This window comes from Massilia sp. TS11 (assembly GCF_022012445.1).
GTDB lineage: Bacteria > Pseudomonadota > Gammaproteobacteria > Burkholderiales > Burkholderiaceae_D > Telluria.
In genome coordinates this window covers 464,032-487,124 of the sequence record NZ_JAKLTS010000002.1, presented here as the reverse complement: position 1 = coordinate 487,124, position 23,093 = coordinate 464,032, and the positions used below count along the sequence as shown (strand labels likewise).

General features: G+C 68.4%; 23 protein-coding genes and 1 other RNA gene. 5 read left to right on the top strand and 19 right to left on the bottom strand.

Translation table 11 applies throughout. The annotated features are described in order from the left end of the window. The first annotated feature begins 39 nt into the window (after window positions 1-39). Together LZ005_RS05490 and lgt are read left to right on the top strand one after the other, a co-directional pair. Window positions 40-936 carry a LysR family transcriptional regulator gene (locus LZ005_RS05490; RefSeq protein WP_237805476.1) on the top strand — a complete coding sequence of 299 codons (897 nt, stop codon included), beginning with the start codon at window positions 40-42 and terminating at the stop codon, window positions 934-936. After that, window positions 930-1,754, top strand: a complete 825-nt coding sequence (lgt, locus tag LZ005_RS05485; protein ID WP_237805474.1) for a prolipoprotein diacylglyceryl transferase — start codon at window positions 930-932, stop codon at window positions 1,752-1,754. The genes LZ005_RS05490 and lgt overlap by 7 nt, the downstream gene beginning before the upstream one ends. 71 nt (window positions 1,755-1,825) lie before the next feature. Here lgt and LZ005_RS05480 read toward each other — a convergent pair whose 3' ends face one another. The 4 genes from LZ005_RS05480 to LZ005_RS05465 are packed head-to-tail and all read right to left on the bottom strand — an operon-like array spanning window position 1,826 to window position 7,376. Then, window positions 1,826-2,902 carry a CaiB/BaiF CoA-transferase family protein gene (locus tag LZ005_RS05480; RefSeq protein WP_237805472.1) on the bottom strand — a complete coding sequence of 359 codons (1,077 nt, stop codon included), beginning with the start codon at window positions 2,900-2,902 and terminating at the stop codon, window positions 1,826-1,828. Window position 2,903: 1 nt separating this feature from the next. Continuing rightward, a complete protein-coding gene (locus LZ005_RS05475) occupies window positions 2,904-5,015 on the bottom strand; it encodes a 3-hydroxyacyl-CoA dehydrogenase NAD-binding domain-containing protein (RefSeq protein WP_237805470.1) in 2,112 nt (703 codons plus the stop codon). Between the two features lie 9 nt (window positions 5,016-5,024). Beyond that, window positions 5,025-6,230 (bottom strand): acetyl-CoA C-acetyltransferase, encoded by a 1,206-nt coding sequence (locus tag LZ005_RS05470; protein ID WP_237805468.1) that lies wholly within the window; start codon window positions 6,228-6,230, stop codon window positions 5,025-5,027. Between the two features lie 9 nt (window positions 6,231-6,239). Next, window positions 6,240-7,376, bottom strand: a complete 1,137-nt coding sequence (locus LZ005_RS05465) for an acyl-CoA dehydrogenase family protein (RefSeq protein ID WP_237805466.1) — start codon at window positions 7,374-7,376, stop codon at window positions 6,240-6,242. A gap of 99 nt (window positions 7,377-7,475) precedes the next feature. On the opposite strand from LZ005_RS05465, the gene LZ005_RS05460 reads away from it, so the two are divergent. Next, a complete protein-coding gene (locus LZ005_RS05460) occupies window positions 7,476-8,093 on the top strand; it encodes a TetR/AcrR family transcriptional regulator (protein ID WP_237805464.1) in 618 nt (205 codons plus the stop codon). A 1-nt stretch (window position 8,094) separates the two neighbouring features. On the opposite strand, the gene LZ005_RS05455 is transcribed toward LZ005_RS05460, so the two are convergent. The 9 genes from LZ005_RS05455 to LZ005_RS05415 all read right to left on the bottom strand — a co-directional run bounded on the left by LZ005_RS05455 (window position 8,095) and on the right by LZ005_RS05415 (window position 13,828). Continuing rightward, window positions 8,095-8,904 carry a sulfite exporter TauE/SafE family protein gene (locus LZ005_RS05455; protein ID WP_237805462.1) on the bottom strand — a complete coding sequence of 270 codons (810 nt, stop codon included), beginning with the start codon at window positions 8,902-8,904 and terminating at the stop codon, window positions 8,095-8,097. Further along, window positions 8,904-9,374 carry an EVE domain-containing protein gene (locus tag LZ005_RS05450; RefSeq protein WP_237805460.1) on the bottom strand — a complete coding sequence of 157 codons (471 nt, stop codon included), beginning with the start codon at window positions 9,372-9,374 and terminating at the stop codon, window positions 8,904-8,906. Before LZ005_RS05450 ends, LZ005_RS05455 begins: the two co-directional genes overlap by 1 nt. Window positions 9,375-9,432: 58 nt before the next feature. Next, window positions 9,433-9,611: non-coding RNA, 6S RNA (gene ssrS, locus LZ005_RS05445), on the bottom strand. Between the two features lie 25 nt (window positions 9,612-9,636). Next, window positions 9,637-9,948, bottom strand: a complete 312-nt coding sequence (locus LZ005_RS05440) for a cell division protein ZapA (protein WP_237805458.1) — start codon at window positions 9,946-9,948, stop codon at window positions 9,637-9,639. Continuing rightward, the gene (locus LZ005_RS05435) at window positions 9,948-10,157 is read right to left on the bottom strand and encodes a DUF904 domain-containing protein (RefSeq protein ID WP_237805456.1); all 210 of its coding nucleotides are present in this window, start codon (window positions 10,155-10,157) and stop codon (window positions 9,948-9,950) included. Before LZ005_RS05435 ends, LZ005_RS05440 begins: the two co-directional genes overlap by 1 nt. Before the next feature lie 123 nt (window positions 10,158-10,280). Next, window positions 10,281-10,850, bottom strand: coding sequence for a c-type cytochrome (locus LZ005_RS05430; RefSeq protein WP_237805454.1), 570 nt, complete (start codon window positions 10,848-10,850; stop codon window positions 10,281-10,283). Continuing rightward, window positions 10,847-11,881, bottom strand: a complete 1,035-nt coding sequence (locus LZ005_RS05425; protein WP_237805452.1) for a hypothetical protein — start codon at window positions 11,879-11,881, stop codon at window positions 10,847-10,849. Before LZ005_RS05425 ends, LZ005_RS05430 begins: the two co-directional genes overlap by 4 nt. 9 nt (window positions 11,882-11,890) lie before the next feature. Further along, window positions 11,891-12,850: an alpha-ketoacid dehydrogenase subunit beta gene (locus LZ005_RS05420; protein WP_237805450.1), complete on the bottom strand. Its 960-nt coding sequence runs from the start codon at window positions 12,848-12,850 to the stop codon at window positions 11,891-11,893. A gap of 18 nt (window positions 12,851-12,868) precedes the next feature. Further along, window positions 12,869-13,828 carry a thiamine pyrophosphate-dependent dehydrogenase E1 component subunit alpha gene (locus tag LZ005_RS05415; RefSeq protein WP_237805448.1) on the bottom strand — a complete coding sequence of 320 codons (960 nt, stop codon included), beginning with the start codon at window positions 13,826-13,828 and terminating at the stop codon, window positions 12,869-12,871. Between the two features lie 228 nt (window positions 13,829-14,056). Between LZ005_RS05415 and siaA the strand changes: the two genes are divergently transcribed. Together siaA and siaC are read left to right on the top strand one after the other, a co-directional pair. Next, window positions 14,057-16,066 carry a biofilm regulation protein phosphatase SiaA gene (gene siaA / locus LZ005_RS05410; RefSeq protein ID WP_237805446.1) on the top strand — a complete coding sequence of 670 codons (2,010 nt, stop codon included), beginning with the start codon at window positions 14,057-14,059 and terminating at the stop codon, window positions 16,064-16,066. After that, on the top strand, window positions 16,063-16,449 hold the full coding sequence (siaC, locus tag LZ005_RS05405; protein ID WP_237805444.1) for a biofilm regulation phosphoprotein SiaC: 387 nt from the start codon (window positions 16,063-16,065) through the stop codon (window positions 16,447-16,449). Before siaA ends, siaC begins: the two co-directional genes overlap by 4 nt. On the opposite strand, the gene LZ005_RS05400 is transcribed toward siaC, so the two are convergent. The 6 genes from LZ005_RS05400 to LZ005_RS05375 form a co-directional block, all read right to left on the bottom strand. Further along, window positions 16,446-17,468 (bottom strand): aldose epimerase family protein, encoded by a 1,023-nt coding sequence (locus tag LZ005_RS05400; RefSeq protein WP_237805442.1) that lies wholly within the window; start codon window positions 17,466-17,468, stop codon window positions 16,446-16,448. The genes siaC and LZ005_RS05400 overlap by 4 nt on opposite strands. Beyond that, window positions 17,449-18,327, bottom strand: a complete 879-nt coding sequence (locus LZ005_RS05395; RefSeq protein WP_373889303.1) for an SMP-30/gluconolactonase/LRE family protein — start codon at window positions 18,325-18,327, stop codon at window positions 17,449-17,451. The genes LZ005_RS05400 and LZ005_RS05395 overlap by 20 nt, the downstream gene beginning before the upstream one ends. Further along, window positions 18,327-19,718 (bottom strand): MFS transporter, encoded by a 1,392-nt coding sequence (locus LZ005_RS05390; protein WP_237805440.1) that lies wholly within the window; start codon window positions 19,716-19,718, stop codon window positions 18,327-18,329. Before LZ005_RS05390 ends, LZ005_RS05395 begins: the two co-directional genes overlap by 1 nt. A gap of 26 nt (window positions 19,719-19,744) precedes the next feature. Next, window positions 19,745-21,322, bottom strand: a complete 1,578-nt coding sequence (locus tag LZ005_RS05385; protein ID WP_237805438.1) for an aldehyde dehydrogenase (NADP(+)) — start codon at window positions 21,320-21,322, stop codon at window positions 19,745-19,747. A gap of 19 nt (window positions 21,323-21,341) precedes the next feature. Continuing rightward, window positions 21,342-22,253, bottom strand: coding sequence for a 5-dehydro-4-deoxyglucarate dehydratase (gene kdgD / locus LZ005_RS05380; RefSeq protein WP_237805436.1), 912 nt, complete (start codon window positions 22,251-22,253; stop codon window positions 21,342-21,344). Between the two features lie 88 nt (window positions 22,254-22,341). Further along, window positions 22,342-23,091, bottom strand: coding sequence for a FadR/GntR family transcriptional regulator (locus tag LZ005_RS05375; RefSeq protein ID WP_237805434.1), 750 nt, complete (start codon window positions 23,089-23,091; stop codon window positions 22,342-22,344). Window positions 23,092-23,093: the final 2 nt, after the last annotated feature.

Below are 23,093 nucleotides of genomic sequence, written 5' to 3'. Positions count from 1 at the left end.
TGTGATATCTTCCACATATCACAGAAACAGTAAACAACAGTGAATCATATCGAACTACGCCAGCTCCGCTACTTCGTGGCCGTGGCCGACAGCCTGCATTTCGGCCGCGCGGCCGAGCGCCTGCACATCAGCCAGCCGCCCTTGTCGCAGGCCATCCAGGGGCTCGAAGCCCAGCTCGGCGCCGCCCTGTTCCTGCGCAACCGGCGCGGCGTCAGCCTGACCCCGGCCGGCGCTGCCCTGCTGCCCGAGGCGCGCCGCCTGCTCGACGAAGCGGCCGCCCTGCCCGCGATCGCCCGGTGCGCCGCCCAGGGCGAAAGCGGGCGCCTGAGCCTGGCCTTCGTGACCTCGGCCGACTACAGCGTGCTGCCGCCGTTTCTGCGCCAGTACCGCGCCGCCTACCCGGCCGTCGACATCCAGCTGCAGGAGGCCACCTCCGACGTCCAGTTCGACGAACTGCTGGCTGGGCGGCTCGACTGCGGGCTGGTGATTCCGCCCCTGCCCGAGCGCGCCGCCGGCCAGCTCGACTACCTGAGCGTGCTGCGCGAGCCGCTCGTGGTGGCGGCCCCGGCCGGCCTGCTGGCACCCGGACCGCTGCACCTGGCCGATCTGCCGCGCCTGCCGCTGGTGATCTTTCCGCGTCCGATCGCGCCGGCCCTGTACGACGCCATCCTCGGCCTGCTGCACGACGCCGGGCGCACGCCCGAGATCGGCCAGCAGGCGATCCAGATGCAGACCATCGTCTCGCTGGTGTCGGCCGGCATGGGCATGGCCCTGGTGCCGGCGTCGGTGTCCAATCTGCAGCGGCCCGGCGTAGAATACCGAGCTTTGGTGGAACCCACCCCGCTGGTCGAAACGGGCCTGGCCTGGCGGCGCGACAATGTATCGCCCGTGCTGCGAGGCTTCCTCGATTTACTCAGAAAGAACACCGTATGCTGATTCATCCGATGCCCGATCCCGTCGCCTTCTCGATCGGGCCCGTGCACATCCACTGGTACGGCCTCATGTATGTGGCCGCCTTCTTCCAGTTCGTGCTGCTGGGGCGCCTGCGCCTGCGCCAGCCGCATATCGCGGCCCAGGGCTGGACGCGCGAGGACATCGACGACCTGCTGTTCTACGGCATGCTCGGGGTGGTGATCGGCGGCCGCCTGGGCGAAGTGTTCTTCTACCGGCCCGCCTTCTTCTTCGCCAATCCGCTCGAGATCCTGCAGGTCTGGCATGGCGGCATGTCCTACCACGGCGGCTTCCTTGGCGTGCTGATCGCCACGGCCCTGTGGGCGCGCAAGCGCGGGCGCAATCTGCTCGACGTGTACGACTTCATCGCGCCGATGGTGCCGCTCGGCTACGCGGCTGGCCGCCTCGGCAATTTCATCAATGCCGAGCTGCCCGGGCGCCTGGCCGATCCCAGCCTGCCCTGGGCCATGATGTGGCCCGACAACCGCTACCCGCTGCAGCCCTTGCCCGTGATGCTAGACGGCCCGCGCCATCCGTCGCCGCTGTACCAGATGCTGATCGACGGCGTGCTGGTGTTCTGCATCGTCTGGCCGTTTGCGCGCAAGGCCAGGCCGCGCCTGGCGGTGGGCGCCCTGTACGTCACGCTGTACGGACTGGCCCGTTTCACAACCGAGTATTTCCGCGTACCCGACTACGAAGTGCAGCTGGGCGCCATCACCATCAGTTCCGGCCAGATGCTCTCGACCCCGATGATCATTGCCGGCCTGCTGATGCTCGCCTGGTCCTACCGCCAAGCAAAATAATTCCGCCCAAACAAATCGGGGTCAGACCCCATTTTTCCGTACGGAGAAATGGGGTCTGACCCCGATTTTTCTTAGGCGTATTTGTGGCGGTAGTGGGCGCTGTCCTGGCCGGGTTGGGGGATGGGGCCGGCGGCGCCTGGGGTGGCGCTGAAACGCGGGGCGGGTGCGCCTTCGAGATGGCCGTCGCGCTCGAAATAGGCGGCGCGCGCGGCCAGGTGGGGGTCGCGTGCGGCTTCGCTCGGGCTGTGGATCGGGGCGGCGCAGGCGTCGCTGCCATCGAGCAGGGCCTGCCAGTGCGCGCGCGGCTGGCTGGCGAATAGCTGCGCGAGCTTGGCCTTTTGCGCCGGCCAGTGCGCGCGCGCGTGCTGGCTGGCGAAGTCGGGGTCGTCGGCCAGGCCGAGGCGCGTCAGCAGCTCGCGGTAGAACTTGGCTTCGAGCGCGCCCACGGTCAGGTCGCGCCCGTCGGCGCAGCGGTAGCTCGCATACCAGTGCGGGCCGTCGAGCAGCGACTGGCCGCGCGCTTCCTGGCCGCTGCCGGCCGCATTCATATCGAGCAGAAGGTTCATCAGATGGGCGCTGCCGTCAACAATCGCGGCGTCGACCACCTGCCCCTGCCCGCTCGCACGCGCATGGTGGAGCGCGGCCAGCAGGCCGACGGCGAGGTACATGGCGCCGCCGCCGAGGTCGCCGACCAGGGTCGGCGGGGCCTGCGGCGGCTGGTCTTCGGCGCCCGCGTACCACAGCGCGCCGCTGCGGGCGATGTAGTTGTTATCGTGTCCGGCGGTGTGCGCCAGCGGGCCGCTCTGGCCCCAGCCGGTCATGCGCCCGATCACAAGGCGCGGATTGAGCGCATGCAGTACCTGCGGCCCCAGGCCGAGGCGTTCGAGCACGCCGGGGCGCATGCCTTCGATCAGGGCGTCGGCATCGGCCGCCATGCGCTTGAGCAGGGCGATGTCCTCGGCGTTCTTCAGATCGAGCGTGACCGAGCGCTTCCCGCGCCGCAGGATGCCGGCGCTCAGGCCATCGCCTTCGCCCGGGCGTTCGATCAAAATCACTTCGGCGCCGAGATCGGCCAGCAGCATGCCGCAGAACGGCGCGGGGCCGAGGGCCGCCAGTTCGATGATGCGCACTCCCGCCAGTGGTCCCATCTCAGTCTCCGTAGTAGTGGCCATGCTGCTCGGCCAGGCGCTGCAGGGCCGGATTCGGCGCATAGCGCGCGCCGTGTTGTGCGGCCAGCCGCGTGCAGGTGGCGGCGAAGGCGGCGGCGCCCTGCTGGTCGATCCAGGCCAGCGGGCCACCGCGGAAGGCCGGGTAGCCCCAGCCCAGCACGGCGCCGACGTCGGCATCGGCGGCCGAACGCAGCACGCCTTCCTCCATGCAGCGCGCGGCTTCAAGCGACTGGATGGTGATGAAGCGCTCGATCAGCTGCGCCGCCGTCGGCTGCGTGGCCGCCGGCGGATAGTGTTCGCCCAGGCCGGACCACAGGCGCTTGCCGCCTTCGGCCGGATAGTCGTAGAAGCCCTGTCCGGCCTTGCGTCCCGGCCGGCCCAGCGCCACCATCTGCGTGGCCACCGCGTGGCCCGGCGTGCGCTGGTAGGCCGCGCCCAGATCCTGCGCGCTCTGGCGGTCGATGCGGTCGATCAGTTCGGACGAGACTTCGTCGGTCAGCGCCAGCGGGCCGACCGGCATGCCGGCCATCTGCCCGGCGTTTTCGATCAGGGCCGGATGCACGCCCTCGGCCAGCATCGCCATCCCTTCCAGCACATAGGTGGAGAACACGCGGCTCGTGTAGAAGCCGCGCCCGTCGCGCACGACGATCGGGGTCATGCCGAGCTGGCGCACGAAGTCGAGCGCGTGCGCCAGTGTCGCTTCGCTGGTCTGCGCACCGACGATCACTTCGACCAGGGGCATGCGCTCCACCGGCGAGAAGAAGTGCAGGCCGATGAAATTGGCCGGGCGCGCGCTGGCCTCGGCCAGGCCGCTGATCGGCAGGGTCGAGGTATTCGAGGCGAATACGGCGTCTTCGCCGAGCAGGGCTTCGGCCTGGCGCGTCACGCTGGCCTTGAGCGCGCGCTCTTCGAACACGGCTTCGATCACCAGCTCGCAGCCAGTGAGGACGCCGTAATCGGCGCTGGCCGTGATCCGTTCCAGCAGGGCCGTGCCCTGCTCCGGTGTCAGGCGCGCGGCCTGCTTGCGCGCGTAGTCTTTGCCGGCGTTCGCGCGTTCCTCGCTGGTGTCGAGCAGAACCACATGCAGCCCGGCCTTGGCGGCCACATAGGCGATCCCGGCGCCCATCATGCCGGCGCCCAGCACGCCGATCCGGCTGACAGTGCGCGGCGCCACGTGCTGCGGCCGCGCAGCCAGGCGGCGTGCGGCGTTCATGCTGAAGAACAGGGTGCGCACCATCTGCTTGGCGGCCGGCGTCAGCACGGTGTGCACGAAATGGCGCGCTTCGACCTGCAGGCCGGTGTCGATGTCGCAGCCCAGGCCTTCGTACAGGCAGGACAGGATGGCCTGCGGCGCCGGGTAATTGCCATAGGTGCGCGCGCGCAGCATGGCGTTCGCGCCCACGAAGAGCTGCTGCACGGCGGGGCTGGCCATGGCGCCGCCCGGCATCTTGTAGCCCTTGCGGTCCCAAGGCTGGCTGGCGCCGCCTGCGGCGATGGCCTCCAGCAGCCAGGCGCGCGCTTCGGCGCGTTCGGTCCCGGCCGGGACCACGGCATCGAGGATGCCCGCCTCGCGCGCGCTGTGGGCGTCGAGGCGTTTGCCCTCGAGCAGCAGGGGCAGCGCGCGCGCCACGCCGATCAGGCGCGCCAGGCGCTGGGTGCCGCCGCCGCCGGGCAGCAGGCCGAGGGTGACCTCGGGCAGACCGAAGCGCGCGCGCGGCTGCTCGGCCGCGACCCGGTAGTGGCAGGCCAGGGCCAGTTCCAGCCCGCCGCCGAGCGCGCTGCCGGGCATGGCCACGGCCACCGGTTTGCCGCTCGTCTCCAGCGTGCGCAGGGCGCGCTGCCAGCGCATCGTCTGCTCGAACAGGGCGGCTGCGTCGCGCGCCTCGGCCAGCCAGCGCAGGTCGGCGCCGGCGATGAAATCGGTCTTGTCGGAGGTGAGCAAAATGCCTTTCACGGCGGGGTCGGCCAGACTGGCGTCGAGCGCGCCGTACAGGGCGGCGCAGCTGTGCTGGTCGAGCAGATTCTGGCTGTGCCCGGGCGCGTCCCAGGCCAGCGTGGCGATGCCGTCGGCATCGATGGTCGCGGTGATCATGCGCTCTCCTTACACCAGTTCGATGATGGTGGCCGTGCCCATGCCGGCTCCCACACACAGCGTCGCCAGACCCGTGGCGGCGCCGCGCGCTTCCATTTCGTCCAGCAGGGTACCGAGGATCATGGCTCCGGTCGCGCCGAGCGGATGGCCCATGGCGATGGCGCCGCCATTGACATTGATCGCCGCATGCGGCACGTCGAGCGCCTCCATGAAGCGCAGCACCACGGCGGCAAAGGCTTCGTTCAGCTCCCACAGGCCGATGTCGCGCGCCTGCATGCCGGCGCGGCGCAGGGCCTTTTCGGCCGCGTAGCTGGGCCCCGTCAGCATGATTGACGGCTCCGAGCCGATCGAGGCGAAGCTGCGGATGCGCGCACGCGGACGCAGCCCGGCTTTCAGGCCGGCCTCGCGCGTGCCGATCAGGACCGCGGCGGCGCCGTCGACGATGGCCGAGCTGTTGCCCGCATGGTGGACGTGCTCGACCCGCTCCAGCTGCGGATAGCGCTGGCGGATCACGGCATCGAAGCCGGGCTGGGCGCCGATGGCGGCGAAGCTGGGCTTGAGCGCGCCCAGGCTCTCGGCCGTGGTGGCCGGACGCACCACCTCATCGCGCGTCAGCAGCGGCAGGCCATTGCGGTCGTTGACCGGCACCACGCTGCGCGCAAAGGCGCCGCGCTCCCAGGCGGCGGCCGCGCGCTGGTGGCTGCTGGTGGCATAGCTGTCCAGATCGTGGCGGCTGTAGCGCCACAGGGTGGCAATGGCATCGGCCGAAATCCCCTGCGGGACGAAATAGGTCTTCAGCGCCAGCGCCGGATCGGTCGGCCAGGCCCAGCCCGAGGAGCCCATCGGCACGCGCGACATCGACTCCACGCCGGCGCCGATGCAGAAGTCGGACTGGCCGGCCATCACCTGGGCGGCCGCCATGTTCACGGCCTCCAGGCCGGAGGCGCAGAAGCGGTTGATCTGCACGCCGGCCACGCTCTCGGCATAGTCGGCCGCCAGCACGGCGATGCGGCCGATGCAGGCGCCCTGCTCGCCGACCGGCTCCACGCAGCCCATCACCACATCGTCCACCAGCGCGGTATCGAGCTGGTTGCGCGCGGCCAGCGCGCGCAGCACGCTCTCGGCCAGGTACACCGGCGTGCAGCCGTGCAGGGCGCCATCGGCCTTGCCCTTGCCGCGCGGGGTGCGCACGGCGTCGAAGATATACGCGTCCATGCGCCCTCCTTACAGGCTGCGGCTGATCAGCTCTTTCATGATTTCGTTGGTGCCGCCGTAGACGCGCTGCACGCGGGCGTCGGCCCAGGCACGTGTGACCGGGTATTCCCACATATAGCCGTAGCCGCCATGCAGCTGCACGCAGCGGTCGAGCACCTTGAACTGCATTTCGGTGGCCCAGTACTTGGCCATCGAGGCTTCGGCCGCGTCGAGTTCATCGCGCATCAGGGCTTCCAGGCAGCGGTCGACGAACACGCGCGCCACCTGCACTTCGGTCTTGATTTCGGCCAGCGCATGGGCCACGGTCTGGAACTCGATCACGGCGCGCTTGAAGGCCTTGCGGTCGCGCGTGTAGTCGATGGTCCAGCGCAGCGCTGCTTCGGCACTGGCGACGGCGGTGACGGCGATCTGCATGCGCTCCCACGGCAGCTCGCGCATCAGGTAGGCAAAGCCCTTGCCCTCCTCGCCCAATAGATTCGCGGCCGGCACGCGCACATTGTCGAAAAAGAGCTCGCAGGTGTCCTGCGCCTTCATGCCCGCCTTCTTCAGGCGGCGGCCCTTGGTGAAGCCGGCCATGCCGGTGTCCACCACGAACAGGCTGATGCCCTTGGCGCCCGCGCCCGGATCGGTCTTGGCCACCACGATCACCAGGTCGGCGTGCCAGCCATTGGTGATGAAGGTCTTGGCCCCGTTCAGCACATAGTGGTCGCCATCGCGCACGGCCGTGGTCTGCACGCCCTGCAGGTCGGAGCCGGCGCCCGGCTCGGTCATGGCGATCGCGCCGATCATGGTCCCGCGCGCCATCGGCGGCAGATAGGTCGTCTTCAGATACTCGCTGCCGTAGTGGAGGATGTAGGGCGCCACGATCTCAGAGTGCAGGCCGAATCCGGGGCCGGTCGCATTCGCATACGCCAGTTCCTCCATCAGCACCACGCTGGCCAGGCGGTCGGCGCCGGCGCCGCCATAGGCTTCGGGCATGCTGGCGCACAGGAAGCCGGCCGCACCGGCCTTCTCCCACAGGCTGCGGTCGACATAGCCCTGCTCTTCCCAGCGGTCGAGGTGGGCGATCACTTCCTGTTCCATGAAGCGGCGCGTGGCTTCGCGCAGCATCTCGTGTTCTTCGGTGAATAGGGTGCGGGGCAGCATGGCGGGTCTCCTCTTATCTTTCGGTCAAGTGACCGGTTTATCGCTTCGATTCTATCGGTCACTTGACCGGTTTGTCAAAGGACGGCCATAATCCGCGCCATGCACAAGCACACGCTCAACAAGGCCTCGCAGACGACGGACAAGGGTTACGAACGGGCCGGCGCGATTCTGGCGGCGGCGCGCGCCATGCTGGCCGAGCAGGGTTTCGCCGCCCTCTCGATGCGCGGCGTGGCCCAGCAGGTCGGCTGCAGCCTGTCGACGCTGCAGCACTATTTTCCGAGTAAAGATGATTTGATGGCGGCCGTTTTGACGGCCACCTTCGACAACTACCAGGCCGCGATCGACGCCCGCCTGCAGGCGGCGCCGACGGCCGCCAAGGCGCGCTTCCTCGCCGTGATCGATTATTTTCTCGATGATCTGCGCACCCCGGCGTCGAGCGGCCTGCTGCTCGAAATCGCCGCACTGGCCACGCGCGACCCGTTTGCCGCGCGCGTCTACGACCAGATGATGACACGCGCGCGCCGCACCATGCGCAAGCTGATCATCGAACTGAAGCCCGGCCTGGCGCCGGACGCGCTTGAACTGCGCGCCGCCCTGGTGGTCGCCCAGCTGCATGGGATGATGGTGTTCCTGGCCCAGGGCCGCCCGGCCCACCGCGAACTGGCCACGCTGCCGGCGGCGGCGCGCGCCGCCATGCTGGCCATCGCGCTCGACTGAATCAGCCGCGCAGGCCGCGCCACAGCATGTAGGCGGCCAGCGAATACAGCACCACGCCGAAGATGCGCTTCATGCGCGCCACCGGCGTGCGGTGCGCGACACGGGCGCCGACGGGTGCCATGAACATGCTGGCGGCGACGATCACGGCCAGCGCCGGCAGGTACACAAAGCCGGCCGAATACGCGGGCAGATCGGGCGTGCCCCAGCCGAAGTAGATGTTCGACAGCGTGCCAAACAGGGCGATCGGAAAACCGAGGGCCGCACTGGTCGCCACGGCATTGTGGATGCGCACGCCGCGGTGGGTCATGAAGGGCACCGAGATAAAGCCACCGCCCGCCCCCACGATGCCGGACACCACCCCGATCACGCCGCCCGCGCCGAACAGGCCCAGGCGGCCCGGCAGCGGTTTGTCCTGCTGCGTGGCGGGACGGGCGCGCACCATCTGCGTGGCCGAGAAGCCGACAAACGCGGCGAACACCAGCGCCAGCACGCGCGCATCCATCTGCTTGGCCAGGGCCGGGCCGATCCAGGCGCCGACCACGATCCCGGGTACCAGCAGCTTGACCAGGTCCCAACGCACCGCGCCATGCTTGTGGTGGGCGCGCATCGAGGACAGCGAGGTGAAGGCGATGGTGGCGAGCGAGGTGGCGATCGCCATCTTCACCGTCAGCGCGGGCGGAAAACCGCGCGCCGAAAAAATCATGGTGATGAAGGGGACCAGGATCATGCCGCCGCCGATGCCCAGCATGCCGGCGGCGAAACCACCGAAGGCCCCCATCAGCAGCAGTTCGAGGATCAGGCCAAGGTCCATCAGCAGTCCTTGAGGCCGGCGATGCGCAGCACGGCGCGCCATTCGGCCGGCGTCACCGGGGTGATCGACAGGCGGCTGCCCTTCTGCAGCACCACCATCTCGGCCAGTTCGGGATAAGTACGCATCGCGGCCAGGGCCAGCAGCGGCATGCGCGCCACGCCCTGCACGTCGATGCCGATCCAGCGCGGCTGCTCGGGCGTGGCCTTGGGGTCGAAGTAAGGACTGGCGGGATCGAACTGGCTCTGGTCCGGATACGGCGTGCTGGCGATGCGCGCGATGCCGGCCACGCCCGGCTCCGGGCAGGACGAATGGTAGAACAGCACGCCGTCGCCAATGCGCATGGCGTCGCGCATGAAATTGCGCGCCTGGTAGTTGCGCACGCCGAACCAGCTGGTGGTCTGCGCCGGCGCGGCCATCACGTCCTCGAAGCTCACTTCATCGGGTTCGGATTTCATCAACCAGTAGGCCATGGCCAGCTCGCGCGCATAAAAAAGCGGCTGCGCGCTGATGCATGCAACCGCCTGTGAATGAAGCCCCGCCTGTGCCGCTGTGCCGGCATCCCGAACCTGACGGCTCAAGAGTGGTCACCTTAGTTCAACTTCGGGTTCATCGGACGAGCGACGCTCACGCCCGTCGAACAAATTCAGTGACCGATGCTGAAGAATGGTTCAAGGAATATAAAACACTCGCGAACACTGCAGGGTGAGGCATAGTGTAGCAAAAATGCGGAGATCAGAACAGGTTTTCCTGCGGTGTGAGGGCCGCATCGAGCACGCTGTGCATGGCGCCCAGCTTCTGTTTCACTTCCAGCATCGACATATCGGAGAACGGCCCGTTCGGCGTCTTCACCGTCAGGAATTCGGCCGCCACCGACAGCGCCGCCATCACGGCGATCCGGTCGGTGCCCTTGACCTTGCCGGCGTCGCGCAGCGCGCACATCTTGCTGTCCAGGTAGTGGACGGCTTCCTGCAGGGTCTTTTCCTCGCCTTCCTTGCAGGCCAGGCGATAGGGCTGGCCCATGATCGTGACATCGAGATGGACCATCAGGCTTCCCCTTGTTCGAGATCCGGCAGCTGTTCGAGCAGCGCCTCGACGCGGCGCTGGGCTTCGGCCAGCTTCTGTTTGCACATGCCGTTTTCCGCGTCCAGCATCGCATTCGTCTGGCGCAGGTCGGCGTTCTCGCGCCGCAGCTGGGCGGCCAGCGCCGCCAGGCGGTCGATCTTATCGGACAGGTCTAGGAATTCGGAAAGCATCTCGACACTATAGGGCCGGGAAGGAATTTCCGTCAACAATTTCAGGCACTTATCCCGCATTGCTGAGGTATTCCCGAGGGTGCCCCTGCTGGCGCCGTGGTCGGCCACGGCGCCAGTGGGCGCTTACTGTGCTGCCAGCGGCGGGCGCGCGTCCGGCACCCGGTTCTTCACCGCCGGGATGCTGCGCAGGTAGGCGAAGATGGCCTCGAGGTCGGCGTCCGTCATCTTGCTGGTGGCGCCGATCGGCATCGGCGGCAGCACCGGGCGGCCTTTGCCCAGGTGGCGGCCGCTGCGCAGCGTGGCCTTGAAGTCGTCCAGCGTCCATTTGCCGATACCGGTCTCCATGTCCGGGGTCAGGTTGGCCGTGAAGCTGGTGCCCCAGGGACCGTACCAGGCGGTCAGGGTGCCGGCCGCGCCGATCATCCACGGACCGCTGGCGGCCGGGGCCGGCGGCATCTGCATGCCTTCCGGATGGCCCGACAGATTGCGGCTCAGGTCAGGCTCGGGACCGTTCGGGCCCATCTTCAGCGGCGTGTGGCAGTCCATGCAGCCGGCCGTGACCACGAGGTAGTGGCCGCGCTGGATCTTGGCGTTGGCAGGCTTGGCGGTGTCGGCGGCGCTGGCGTTCAGGGCCAGCAGGCCCGCGCCCAGCGCGAGGGCGAGGCGCAGGCGGGTCGGTGCAAAGTACATCATTTCTCCTTCGAGGGGTTAAGTGCGGCGATCCATCGCGTGATGAGATCGAGCGCCGCGGGGTCTGGCATCTGGGTGCCGAGCGGTGGCATCTGGGTCAGCGCCTGACGCGACTGCATCCTGTGCAGCAGCAGACTGTGCTGCGGCTGCCCGGGGGTGACGATGGCCGCGTCCGCGCTTGAGCGCGGGCGCTGCCCGATCAGGCTGGCCAGCACTTCGGCGCGCGCGGCGGCGGGGTCGCCCGCGCGCTGGGCCAGGGTCAGGTCGAGCGGGGCCTTGTTGGGCGAGGTGTTGTGGCAGTGCGCGCAATTGCCGTGCAGGTAGCCGAGCGCGGCCCGTTCGAGCGGATCGGCGCCGGCCACCTGGGGTGGCTGGGCCAGGGCCAGGGCCGACAGGCGGCGCACCCAGCCGGCCGCCACCAGCCCGGCCAGATCGGTTTCGCCGGGGCGCAGCGGCTCGCCGTTCGGCGCCAGCGGATCGCGCGCGGACGACAGCTGCAGGGCCGTCAGGCCGAGCACCGGCTGGGCCGCGCTGCCGTGGCAGACCAGGCAGTCGGCGCGGCCCGGCACCACATAGCGGCCGCCGCGGATACTCGGGACGTTCAGGGTGAGGCCGCGTTCGGGCGCCAGCACGGCGTCCGTGCCATCGTCGCGCCAGACATAGGTGGCAAACTGCCAGCGCCCGTCCGCGCCCTTGCGCATGAAGCGGGTCTCGACCGGCTTGCCCTCGAAGCTGAACTGCTTCCACAGGCGGGTGCCGGCCGGGAAGGACCAGGCATCGATCTGGCGCGCGTCGATGAAGCCGCCCTTGGGCAGGGCCAGCCAGCGCTGCTTGTCGGCGCCGTCGGTCCACAGCGGATATTGCGGGCGGTAGGCGATCAGGCGCGCCGCCCCGCCCTGCCCGGCCAGCGGAAAACCGGTGGCCGACAGGGTCGGCGGCAGCGGCGCCGCCACGGCCGACGCGGCCACCATCCAGCAGGCCAGCAGCGCCACGCCGCAGGCCAGCAGATAATGGAGTGTCGCCGTGATGCGCATGCCCGCTCCTTAGCGCCCGAGCAGACGCAGGGCGCTGTCGATGATGGTGCTGGCCTGCGGCATATACGCCTGTTCCAGCATATAGCTCGACGGCGGCGGCACGTCGGGCGCGCCGATGCGCTGCACCGGGGCCTTGAGCGCGCCGAAGGCCTGCTCGTGGATCAGCGCGGCCACTTCGGCGCCGACCCCGCCCAGACGGCCGGCTTCGTGCACGACGATCACGCGGCCGGTCTTGCGCGCGCTGGCCAGAATCGCGGCCTCGTCGAGCGGCTTGATGGTACGCAGGTCGAGCACCTCGGCCGACACGCCCTGGGCCGCCAGCTGGGTGGCCGCATCGAGACAGGTGGCCACGGCTTTCGAGTAGCTGATCAGGGTGACATCGCTGCCGGCGCGCGCCACATGGGCCTGGCCGAGCGGAATCGCGCCGATCTCGCCGTCGATCTCGGCCGGCATGTCGCTGACCGTGATATCGGTGAAGAACAGCACCGGGTTGTTATCGCGGATGGCGGACTTCAGCAGGCCCTTGGTATCGGCCGGATTGGACGGCATCACCACTTTCAGGCCGGGGCTGTGCAGGAACCAGGCCTCGAGATTGTGGTTGTGCTGGGCGCCCAGAGTCCAGCCGGCGCCGGAGCGCGCCAGCACCACCAGCGGGAAGCTGAACTGTCCGCCCGACATATAGCGCAGCTTGCCCGCGCTGTTGACGATGGCGTCCATCGCATAGGTGAGGAAGGGCGTGAACAGCAGGTCGATCACGGGCCGCAGGCCGGAGGCGGCGGCGCCGACGGCGGTGCCGGCGATGATGGCTTCGGCCAGCGGCGTATTGCGCACGCGGCTCTTGCCGAACTGTTCGACCAGTTCGGGGTTCTTGGTGGCGACGCCCTCACCGAAATAAATCACGGTGCCGTCGCGCTGCATTTCTTCGGCCATCGCTGCGGCGACGCCCTGGTTGATCGTCAAAGTCGACATAATGGGTTTCCTTCAGATTCAGTCCGCGTAGACTTCGGTGGTCAGCTCGGCGACGTCCGGGAACGGCGAGTCCTTGGCAAATTGGAGGGCGGCGTCGATGCGCGCCTCGGCGGCGCTGCGCAGGGCCGCGATGCGGGTGCGGTCCAGATCGTCCGCATTGAGCATGCGCGTTTCCATGCGTGCGATCGGGTCGCGTCCCATCCAGTAGGCGCGTTCGTCCAGATCGTGCTGGGGCGGCTCGTCCGGCTCCAGGTGCGGGCGCTGGCGGAAGGTGTTCAGTTCGAGCAGATACGGCATGCCGGTGCGGCGGATGTTGTCGACCGCATCGCAGGCGGCCGCATACACGGCTTCGACGTCGTTGCCGTCGACCGTCTCGCTGCCCATGCCATAGCTGGCCGCCCATGGCGCGATGAAGTCGCCGACCATGGTCTCCTTGCGGTGCACATAGGCCTGCCACTGGTTGTTTTCGCACACGAACAGCAGCGGCAGTTTCCAGACGGCGGCCAGGTTCAGGGCCTCGTGGAAGATGCCTTCGCAGGCGGCGCCGTCGCCGAAGAAGCAGGCCACGATGCCCGGCTCGCCCAGCTGCTGCTTGGCCAGGGCCACGCCCGGCGCCATCGACAGCTCGCCGCCGACGATGGTCGAGGTCAGCACCACGCCAAGCTCCTTGGCCGAGACGTGCAGAAAGCCGCTCTTGCCCTTGCAGTAGCCGGTGCTGCGGCCCATCGATTCGGCCATGATGCGGCCCGGATCGGCGCCGCGCGCCAGCAGGTGGCCGACCGAACGGTGGTTGGTCAGGATCTTGTCGTCCGGTCCGAGGGCGGCGACGACGCCGACGGCGGCCGCCTCCTGGCCCAGCGAGGAACAGATGCCGGGGAAGGAATGGTCCTTCGCCAGGCGCACCGCGCGCTCTTCGTAGGCGCGGATCAGCAGCATGCGCTCGAACAGCGCCAGGCGCTGTGCGGAAGTGGTGGTCATGGGGCTATCCTTTTTTGCAAAAGGCAGCCAGGTGCGGGATGCCCTGGCCGCATGCCCCGCATCTTAGGGAAGGCCGCGCGGGCGCGTTCTTAAGAGTTGGCTAAACCGACCTTAAAATTTTCTTCAGTTGACAAAATAAAAAGTTTTGCCCATGCAACATATCGGCCGGAGAGCAGGCATAATACGGGCCTCGACCCTGAATTCGTCCTCGCCTGATCGGAAACGCTGATGCGCGCCCTGGGATTACGAAGCAAATCCATTATTGCCCTGCTGCTGTCCTGCTGTCTGGCCCTGGTGCCGGCCGGGCTGCTGGCCTGGCGCATGGTCGACGCGATCCGCGACTACTATGGCGCGGCGTATGCCAGTTCCACCGTCAAGCTGTTCAAGGAAGCCGTGTTCGCGCGCGTCACGCGCGAGCTGGCCCTGTCGCAGCGCCTGGCCAAGTCCGAAGTCATGCGCGCCTGGCTGCTGGACGAGGACAATCCGGCCAAGCGCGAGACCTTCTTCCGCGAGGCCGAGAGCTTCCGCGCCGATTTCCAGGACCATTCCTACTTCATCGTCAGCTGGCGCCACCGCTACTTCAATGCCGATAATCTGCCGGTGGTGGCCGCGCCGCGCGCCGACACCAGCCGCGACGACAAGGAGATCGCCTGGTTCTTCAACACCATGCAGGGCACGGCCCAGTTCAACCTGAACACCAGCCATGACCGCTTCCTCGACCTGACCAAGGTCTGGATCAATGTCGTCATCTACGACGGCGCCAGCAAACTCGGGGTGGCCGGCACCGGCCTCGATCTGACCCGCCTGCTGAAGGAATTCGTCAAGCGCGACGAGGCCGGCCTGGTGCAGATGATCACCGACGCGCAGGGCGCGATCCAGATGCACCCGGACGCGCGCCTGATCGCGCTGAACACCGCCACCCAGGGCGTGCAGGCGAACGACAGCACGATCTTCAAGCTCGCTGGCAGCCCGGCCGACGCAGCCGCCCTGCGCGACGCGCTCGAGCGCGCCCAGCGCCAGCCGAACGAACCGGCCGTGCTGCACCTGAACTTCCACGGCCGTCCGCAGATCCTGGCCATCAGCTACCTGCCCGAGCTGCGCTGGCACCAGGTGTCGGTGGTCGACCCGCATGCGGTCCAGCTGATCCAGCCGGTCTGGCTGTGGGCGCTTGGCGCCACCGTGCTGGTGCTGCTGCTGGCGATGGTGGCCGGCTTCCTCTACCTGACCGAGCGCCTGCTGCTGCAGCCGATCCGCGCGCTGCGCTCGTCCGCCCAGGCGGTCGCCGACGGCAATTACAGTTTGAGCCTGCCCACGGCCGGCCAGGACGAACTGGGCGAACTGGCGCGCGCCTTCGACCGCATGGCGCAGAAGGTCGCGCACCAAACCGAGGACCTGGAGCGGCGCGTGCAGGAGCGCACCGCCGCCCTTGAGGAAGCCAATCTGCGCATGCAGGCGGCCCACAAGACGATCGACGATTCGATCAACTACGCCAGCCTGATTCAGCGCGCCGTGCTGCCCGAGCGCGAGCTCGCGCATGCGCTCGGGCCCGACCATTTCGTGCTGTGGTGGCCGCGCGATGTCGTCGGCGGCGACTTCTATGTGTTCCGGCGCGACGGCGAGAACTGCCTGCTCGGCGTGGTCGACTGCGCCGGCCATGGCGTGGCCGGCGCCCTCATGACCATGCTGGGCGGCGCCGCCATCGAACAGGCCATCAGCGCCACCGATCCGACCTCGCCGGCCGCCGTCATGCGCGCGGCCGACCAGAGCGTGCGCGGCATGCTGCGCGCCGGCGACATGCGGCGCGCCCTCGCCACCAGCATGGACGCCGGCCTGTGCTACCTGGACCGCGAACGCGGCCTGCTGCGCTTTGCCGGCGCCAAGGTCTCGCTGTACTGGAGCGACGGGCGCGTGATCGAAGAAATCAAGGGCAACCGGCGCGCGCTCGGCGACCGCCGCGTGGGCGAATACGAAGACATCACCATCACGGCCCAGCCGGGCCACACCTATTACCTCGTCACCGACGGCGTGCTCGATCAGGCCGGCGGCGAACATGGCTTCGGCTTCGGCTCGCAGCGCCTGCACGAACTGCTGCTGCGCCATGCCGAACTGCCGATGCCGGAGCAGGCCATGCGCTTCGGCGAGGCCCTGCGCGCCTACCGCGGCGAGCATCCGCAACGCGACGACATCACCGTCTTGGCCTTCCGCTTCAGCCAGAGCAGCACTGGGAGCGGCACATGAAACTACAACTGCCGGGCAGCGCCTCGGCTCCGCGCATCGACGCCGACTGGGAGCGCGGCGAGCTGCGCCTGAGCGGCGACTCGTATCCGGAGAATTCGTTTGAATACTACGCGCCCATGCTCGACTGGCTGGACGCCTATCTGCGCGACCCGCCCGGGCCGCTGCGCCTGCAGCTCTACCTCAAATACCTGAATACCAGCAGCGTGAAGGTGCTGATGGACGTGCTCGACGCGCTCGAAGACGCCTGGCTGGCCGGCCACGATGTGCGCGTCGACTGGTATCTCGATCCGAGCAATCCGCGCGGGGCCGAACTGGCCGGCGAATTCCGCGAGGACTGCAGCTTCCCCTTCCAGCTCTGCGAAGCCCCCGCCAGCGGGATCTAGAGCGTGCAGAAGCGCCACACGGTCAGACTCGTATAGGTCTGGCCCGGGCGCAGCACGGTGCTGGGAAAATGCGCGTGGTTGGGCGAATCGGGCAGGTGCTGGGTCTCGAAGGCGAAACCATCGTGGCGCTGGTAGGCCAGCCCTTCGCTGCCGATCTCGCTGCCGTCGAAGCCATTCCCGCTGAAGAACTGAGCGGCCGGTTCGGTCGTCAGGATCTGCAGGCAGCGCCCGCTCACACGCTCGTGCACGAGGGCCACCGGGGCCAGCACGCCATCCGGCTTGTTGAAGACATAGCTGTGGTCGAAACCGGGTTCGCCGATGGCGGCGATGCGCCAGCCCAGGCGCGCCGGGCGGCGAAAATCGAGCGGGCTGCCGTCGACCATCGCCAGCGCCCCGGTCGGGCAGTTGCGCGCATCGGTGACGGCCACCTGGGCCGCTTCGATCTGCAGCACATGGGTGTCGAGCCCGCGCGTGCCGGCGCCAGCCAGATTGAAGAAAGCGTGGTTGGTCAGGTTCAGCACCGTCGGGCGCGTGGTGCGCGCCGTGATCTCCAGATGCAGGGTGTTCTCGGCGTGCAGCAGCCAGTAGCCGACCTCGACCTCGAGCTCGCCGGGGAAGCCACCATCGCCGTCCGGGCTGACGAGGCGCAGCAGCACGCCGCGCGCATCGGGCCGCTCGGCATAGCGGCCCTGCCAGACACGCTTGTCGAAACCATCGGGGTCGCCATGCAGGTGCAGGCCGTCGGCATTGGCGGGCAGTTGCACGCGCGCGCCGTCGAGCATGAAGCTGGCGCCTGCGATGCGGCCGGCGTAGCGCCCCATCATGGCGGCGAAGCGGCGGCGCGTGCGCTGGTAGGCGGCCAGATCGGGCAGACTCAGCAGCACATTGCGGCGTTGGCCAAGCCGGTCCGGCACGCGCAGTTCGGTGATGGTGGCGCCATGGCCGATGCAGGCAAAGCGCATGCCCTGCCCGTTCTCGAGCACGAAGGCGCTGCCGCCGTCAGAAGGCGCAGGGCACATCGGCCATCCCCTGCACGCCGGCCTCGATCAGCAGCACGGCGCCGGCCCAGGGATCGTCCTCGGGCTGGCCGGCGGCGATCGAGGTCACCAGCAGCTGGTCCATGCGCGCGCCGCCGAACGCGCACATCGAGGGCTTGGCCATCGGCACCGCGATCTGGCCGACCAGCCGGCCCTCGGGCGAAAAGCGCAGGATCATGCCGCCATCATTGCCGCACACCCAGTAGCAGCCATCGACGTCCATGGCGGCGCCATCGGGACGGCCCGGCAGCGGTTTCATATCGACCAGCACGCGCTGGCGCGACAGCGCCCCGCTGGCCGGATCCAGGTCGAACGCCCACACCAGCTGGCGCAGCGGGTGCGAGTCGGACAGGTAGAGCGTGCGCCCATCGGGTGAGAAGGCCAGGCCGTTCTGGGTCAGCAGGCCGGATACGAGCGGGGCCGACAGGCTGCCGTCCCAGCGGTACAAACCGCCGACGGCGCGCGCGGCGGCCATGTCCATGAACATGGTGCCGGCCCAGAAACGGCCCTGGCGGTCGGTGCGCCCGTCATTGAAGCGCATGCCCTCCCCCAGTTCGGGCGGACAGGCCAGACGCGCCGCCTGCACCTGCCCGTCTTCGCGCAACTGCAGATGAAACAGGCCGCTCTGCATGCCGGCGATCAGACCGCCGCCGGCACGCGGCGCCAGGCAGGCCGGCATTTCCGCCGTCTGCCAGCAGCGGGTGGCGCCGCTGGCCGCATCCAGGCGCCAGATCAGGCGCGCCGGGATATCGACCCAGTACCAGCAGGCCTCGGCGGCCGACCACACGGGGCCTTCGCCCACCTGGCCGCGGATGTTGCCGATCCTTTCCAGCTTGCCCATCACAGGTCCTGAATTTCCTTGTACTGCGGCACCAGGGCCTTCATCACCACCCAGGCCGCCAGATACACAAGCGCACAGATCGAGAACATGATCATGTAGCCGGTCTGGATATGGCCGAGCTTGTCGTAATAGTCGAACAGCCAGCCGCCGAGCTTGGACAGCGCGACGCCGCCCATGCCACCGGCCATGCCGCCGAGACCGACGACCGAGGCCACCGTATGCTTGGGGAACATATCAGACACCGTCGTGAAGATATTCGCCGACCAGGCCTGGTGGGCCGCCGCGCCGACGCCGATCAAGAGCACCGGCGCCCACATGCCGAGCCCGCCCATGGGCTGGGCCAGCAGCACGATCAGCGGGAACACGGCGATCAGCAGCATCGCCTTCATGCGCCCGTCGTAAGGCGTGTAGCCGGCATTGATGAAGCGCAGCGGCAGCCAGCCGCCGCCGATCGAGCCGACCATCGTAATGCTGTACAGCACCGCCAGCGGCAGCACGATGGCCGTGCCGGTGATACCGAACTGCACCGCCAGATACTTCGGCAGCCAGAACAGGTAGAACCACCAGACGCCGTCGGTCATGAACTTACCGATGGCAAAGGCCCAGGTCTGGCGGTAGGCCAGCAGACGCCACCACGACACGCGCGGCGCCGTGGCAGCCGGCGCCGGGGCGCTGCTGTCGCTGTGGATGTAGTCGAGCTCGGCGCGCGAGAGGCGCTTCTGCTGTTCCGGCTTGTCGTAATAGACGATCCAGAAACCCATCCAGGCGAAACCGACGGCGCCGATGATCACGAAAGCCGCCTGCCAGCCCCACAGTTCGGCGATCAGGGGCACCGTGGCCGGGGCCAGGATCGCGCCCACGTTCGCCCCGGAATTGAAGATGCCGGTGGCGAGCGCCCGCTCACGCTTCGGGAAGTACTCGGCGGTGGCCTTGATCGCCACCGGGAAGTTGCCCGCCTCGCCGACGGCCAGCACGGCCCGGCCCAGCATGAAACCGGCAATCGAGGCCGGAATCAGGCCGAAGCCCAGGCTGCTCAGCAGATGCGAGAAGCCCTCGCCCATCGGCACCGCCAGCGCATGCAACACCGCGCCGATCGACCACACGAAGATGGCCAGCAGATAGGCGCGCTTGGTGCCGATGCGGTCGATGAAGCGGCCGGCGAACAGCATCGCCAGCGCATACACGAACTGGAACACGGCCGTGATATTGGCGTAGTCCGTATTGGTCCAGCCAAATTCCTTGGACAGGGCCGGTGCCAGCAGGCTGAGCACCTGTCGGTCCAGGTAGTTGACGGTGGTGGCGAAAAACAGCAGACCACAGATGGTCCAGCGGTACTTGCCGATCGCTTGTGCTTGCATGGTGTCTTTAGTTATCGTGGTCGCTTGCGTCATGGCGGGTGTCTCCTGGCCCGCGGGCCTTAATCGGCGGCCTGCAGCTTACCGTCCTGCAAGCGTACCAGCTTGAGCGGATTGCCATCGGCAATGGCCGCCGGCAGCAGGCTGCCCGGGAAGTTCTGATAGCAGACCGAACGCAGGAAGCGCTCGATGGCCTGGGCGCCGACCGACGTCGAGCGGCCGTCCGAGGTCGACGGGTACGGACCGCCGTGCACCATCGCATGGCAGACTTCGACGCCGGTCGGGAAGCCGTTGAACAGGATGCGGCCGGCCTTGCGTTCGAGGATCGGCACCAGGCGCGCGGCCAGGGCATAGTCTTCGGGCAGGGCGTGCACGGTGGCCGTCAGCTGGCCTTCGAGCTGCTCGGCGAAGGCCAGCATTTCGGCCTCGTCCTTGCATTTGACCACCAGCGCGGCCGGGCCGAACACTTCGGCTTCGAGCGCGTGATTGGCCTGGTAGGTGGCGACATCGGTGACGAACAGCGCGGCCTGGGCCGGGCAGGCCTGGCTGCCGCTCTGGCCGCGTGCCACGCATTGCACGCCGGGCACGCTGGCGTAGGCGGCCACACCTTCGTTGTAGGCGCTGTGGATGCCGGGCGAGAGCATGGTGGCGGCAGCGCGCGTGTTCAGGCTGGCGCCGGCGGCCTGCAGGAAGGCGTCCAGGGCCGGACCTGCGAGCGCCAGCACCAGACCGGGGTTGGTGCAGAACTGGCCGGCGCCGAGCGTCAGCGAATCGACATAGGCCTGGGCAAAGGCGCCGACGTCGCCCGAGATCGCGCCGGGCAGCAGGAACACCGGGTTAATCGAGCTCATCTCCGCGTAGACGGGGATCGGTTCCTTGCGCGCGGCCGCCGTCTTCATCAGGGCCACACCGCCATTGCGCGAGCCGGTAAAGCCGACCGCCTTGATGGCCGGATGGCCAACCAGGGCCTGGCCGATCAGATTGCCGCCGCCGAACAGCATCGAGAAGGTTCCTTCCGGCAGGGCGCAGTCGGCCACAGCCTTCTGCACGGCGCGCCCGACCAGTTCCGAGGTGCCCGGGTGGGCGCTGTGGGCCTTGACGATGACAGGGCAGCCGGCGGCCAGGGCCGAGGCGGTGTCGCCGCCCGCGACCGAGAAGGCCAGCGGGAAATTGGACGCGCCAAACACGGCCACCGGGCCGATCGCCACGCGGCGCAGGCGCAGATCGGGCCGCGGCGGTACGCGGTTCGGCAGGGCCGAGTCGAGCGTGGCCGACAGGTAGTGGCCGTCGCGCACGACCTGGGCGAACATGCGCAGCTGGTTGCAGGTGCGGCCCCGCTCGCCTTCGAGGCGGGCCTGGGGCAGACCGGTTTCCAGCATGGCGCGTTCGATCAGTTCGCTGCCGAGCGCCATGATGTTGTCGGCGATGGTTTCCAGGAAGCGCGCACGCGCCTCGGGCGCCGTTTCGCGGTAGCTGTCGAAGGCGGCGGCGGCCAGGGCGCAGGCCTCGGCCACCACGCTTTCATTGGCCAGGCCAAAGGCCGGTTCCAGCTTCTCGCCGGTGGCCGGGTTGGTGGCGCGGATGCTGCCAGCATCGCCCTGCAGGGCGCGCTGGCCGATGAACATATGTCCAGTGATCATGAGTGTGTCAGTCCTTGAATTACTTGGCGCCCGACTTCTTGATGAGGTCGAGCAGCATGGCGTCTTCTTCGGCGGTCAGGTCGGTCAGCGGAGCGCGCACCGGGCCGCCGCTGTGGCCGACCAGGCGGGCGCCGGCCTTGACGATCGAGACCGCATAGCCGGCCTTGCGGTTACGGATTTTCAGGTAGGGCAGGAAGAAATCGTCGAGCAGGCGGTTGACGGTCGCATGGTCGTCCTTGGCCACGGCGTGGTAGAAGTCCATCGCCAGTTGCGGCACAAAGTTGAACACGGCCGAGGAATAGACCGGCACGCCGAGCGCCTTGTAGGCGGCGGCATATACTTCGGCCGTCGGCAGACCGCCCAGGTAGCTGAAGCGGTCGCCCATGCGGCGCCAGATCTGCACCATCAGTTCGATTTCGCCGATGCCGTCCTTGAAGCCGATCAGGTTCGGGCAGCGCGCGGCCAGGATCTCGAGCGAGTCGGCGGTCAGGCGGCACTGGGCGCGGTTGTAGACGACCACGCCGAAATCGACCGAGTTACAGACTTCTTCGACGTGGCGGATCAGGCCGTCCTGCGAGGCTTCGGTCAGGTAGTGCGGCAGCAGCAGAATGCCGTGCGCGCCGAGGCGCTCGGCTTCCTGGGCAAAGGCGATGGCCGAGCGGGTCGGGCCGCCGGCGCCAGCCAGGATCGGCACCTTGCCGCGGCAGGTGTCGACGGCGGTCTTGATCACGTCCGAGTACTCGCTCGGGGTCAGCGAGAAGAACTCACCGGTGCCGCCCGCGGCGAACAGGGCGCTGGCGCCGTAGGGAGCCAGCCATTCGAGACGCTCGGCATAGGACTTGGCGTTGAAGTTGCCTTGCTCGTCGAAGTCCGTGATCGGGAAGGACAGCAGGCCGGCGGACAGAATCTGTTTCAGGTCTTGTGGTTGCATGGGAGTCTCCAGGGTGCAGGTTAAGTGGTATGTCGTCGTACAACTATGCAGGTGGCAAGGGCGTCGTGTGAGGGAGGGGGACCCTCGCCTACTGCAGGGAGGCTTCGAGCCGGTCCTGGGCCTGGCGCAGCCGCTCGCGGCTGTTGGACAGGTGGGTGCGCATGGCGGCGCGCGCCGCGTCAGCGTCCTGGGCCAGGATGGCCTGGAAGATGGCGGCGTGCTCGCGCTGCACGCGTTCCAGGTAGCGCACAGGATCGTCCTGGCTCAGCTGGGCGGTGTTCAGGCGGGCACGCGGGATGATGGCCTGGCCGAGCTGGCCCAGGATGTCCACGAAATAGGGGTTGCCGGTGGCAGCGGCGATCAGGTAGTGAAAGCGTTTGTCGAGTTCGACCGAGCGGCTGTTGCGCGTGGTGGCCGACTGCATTTCTTCGAGCACGCTGCGCAGTTCGGCCACCTGGTCCGCGCTGCGGCGCGTGGCGGCCAGCCAGGCCGCTTCCGTTTCCAGACTGATGCGCAGCTCGAGAATGTCGAGCACATCGCGCACCGTGCGGATCTGATCCGGCGGGAACGCCAGCCCCTGGGGCGCGCGCTCGATGACGAAGGTGCCGATGCCGTGCCGGGTTTCCACCCAGCCGGCCGCCTGCAGCTTGGACATGGCCTCGCGCACCACGGTGCGGCTGACCCCGTGCAATTCCATGATGGCGGTCTCGGTCGGCAGCTTGTCGCCGGGTTTGAGCACGCCCTTCTCGATGCTGTCGGTAAAGCTCGCCACCAGGCCATCGGCGAGGTTGCGCGGCTTGCGGCGGGACGGCGTCAGGAACATGGTGTCTGGAATCATAC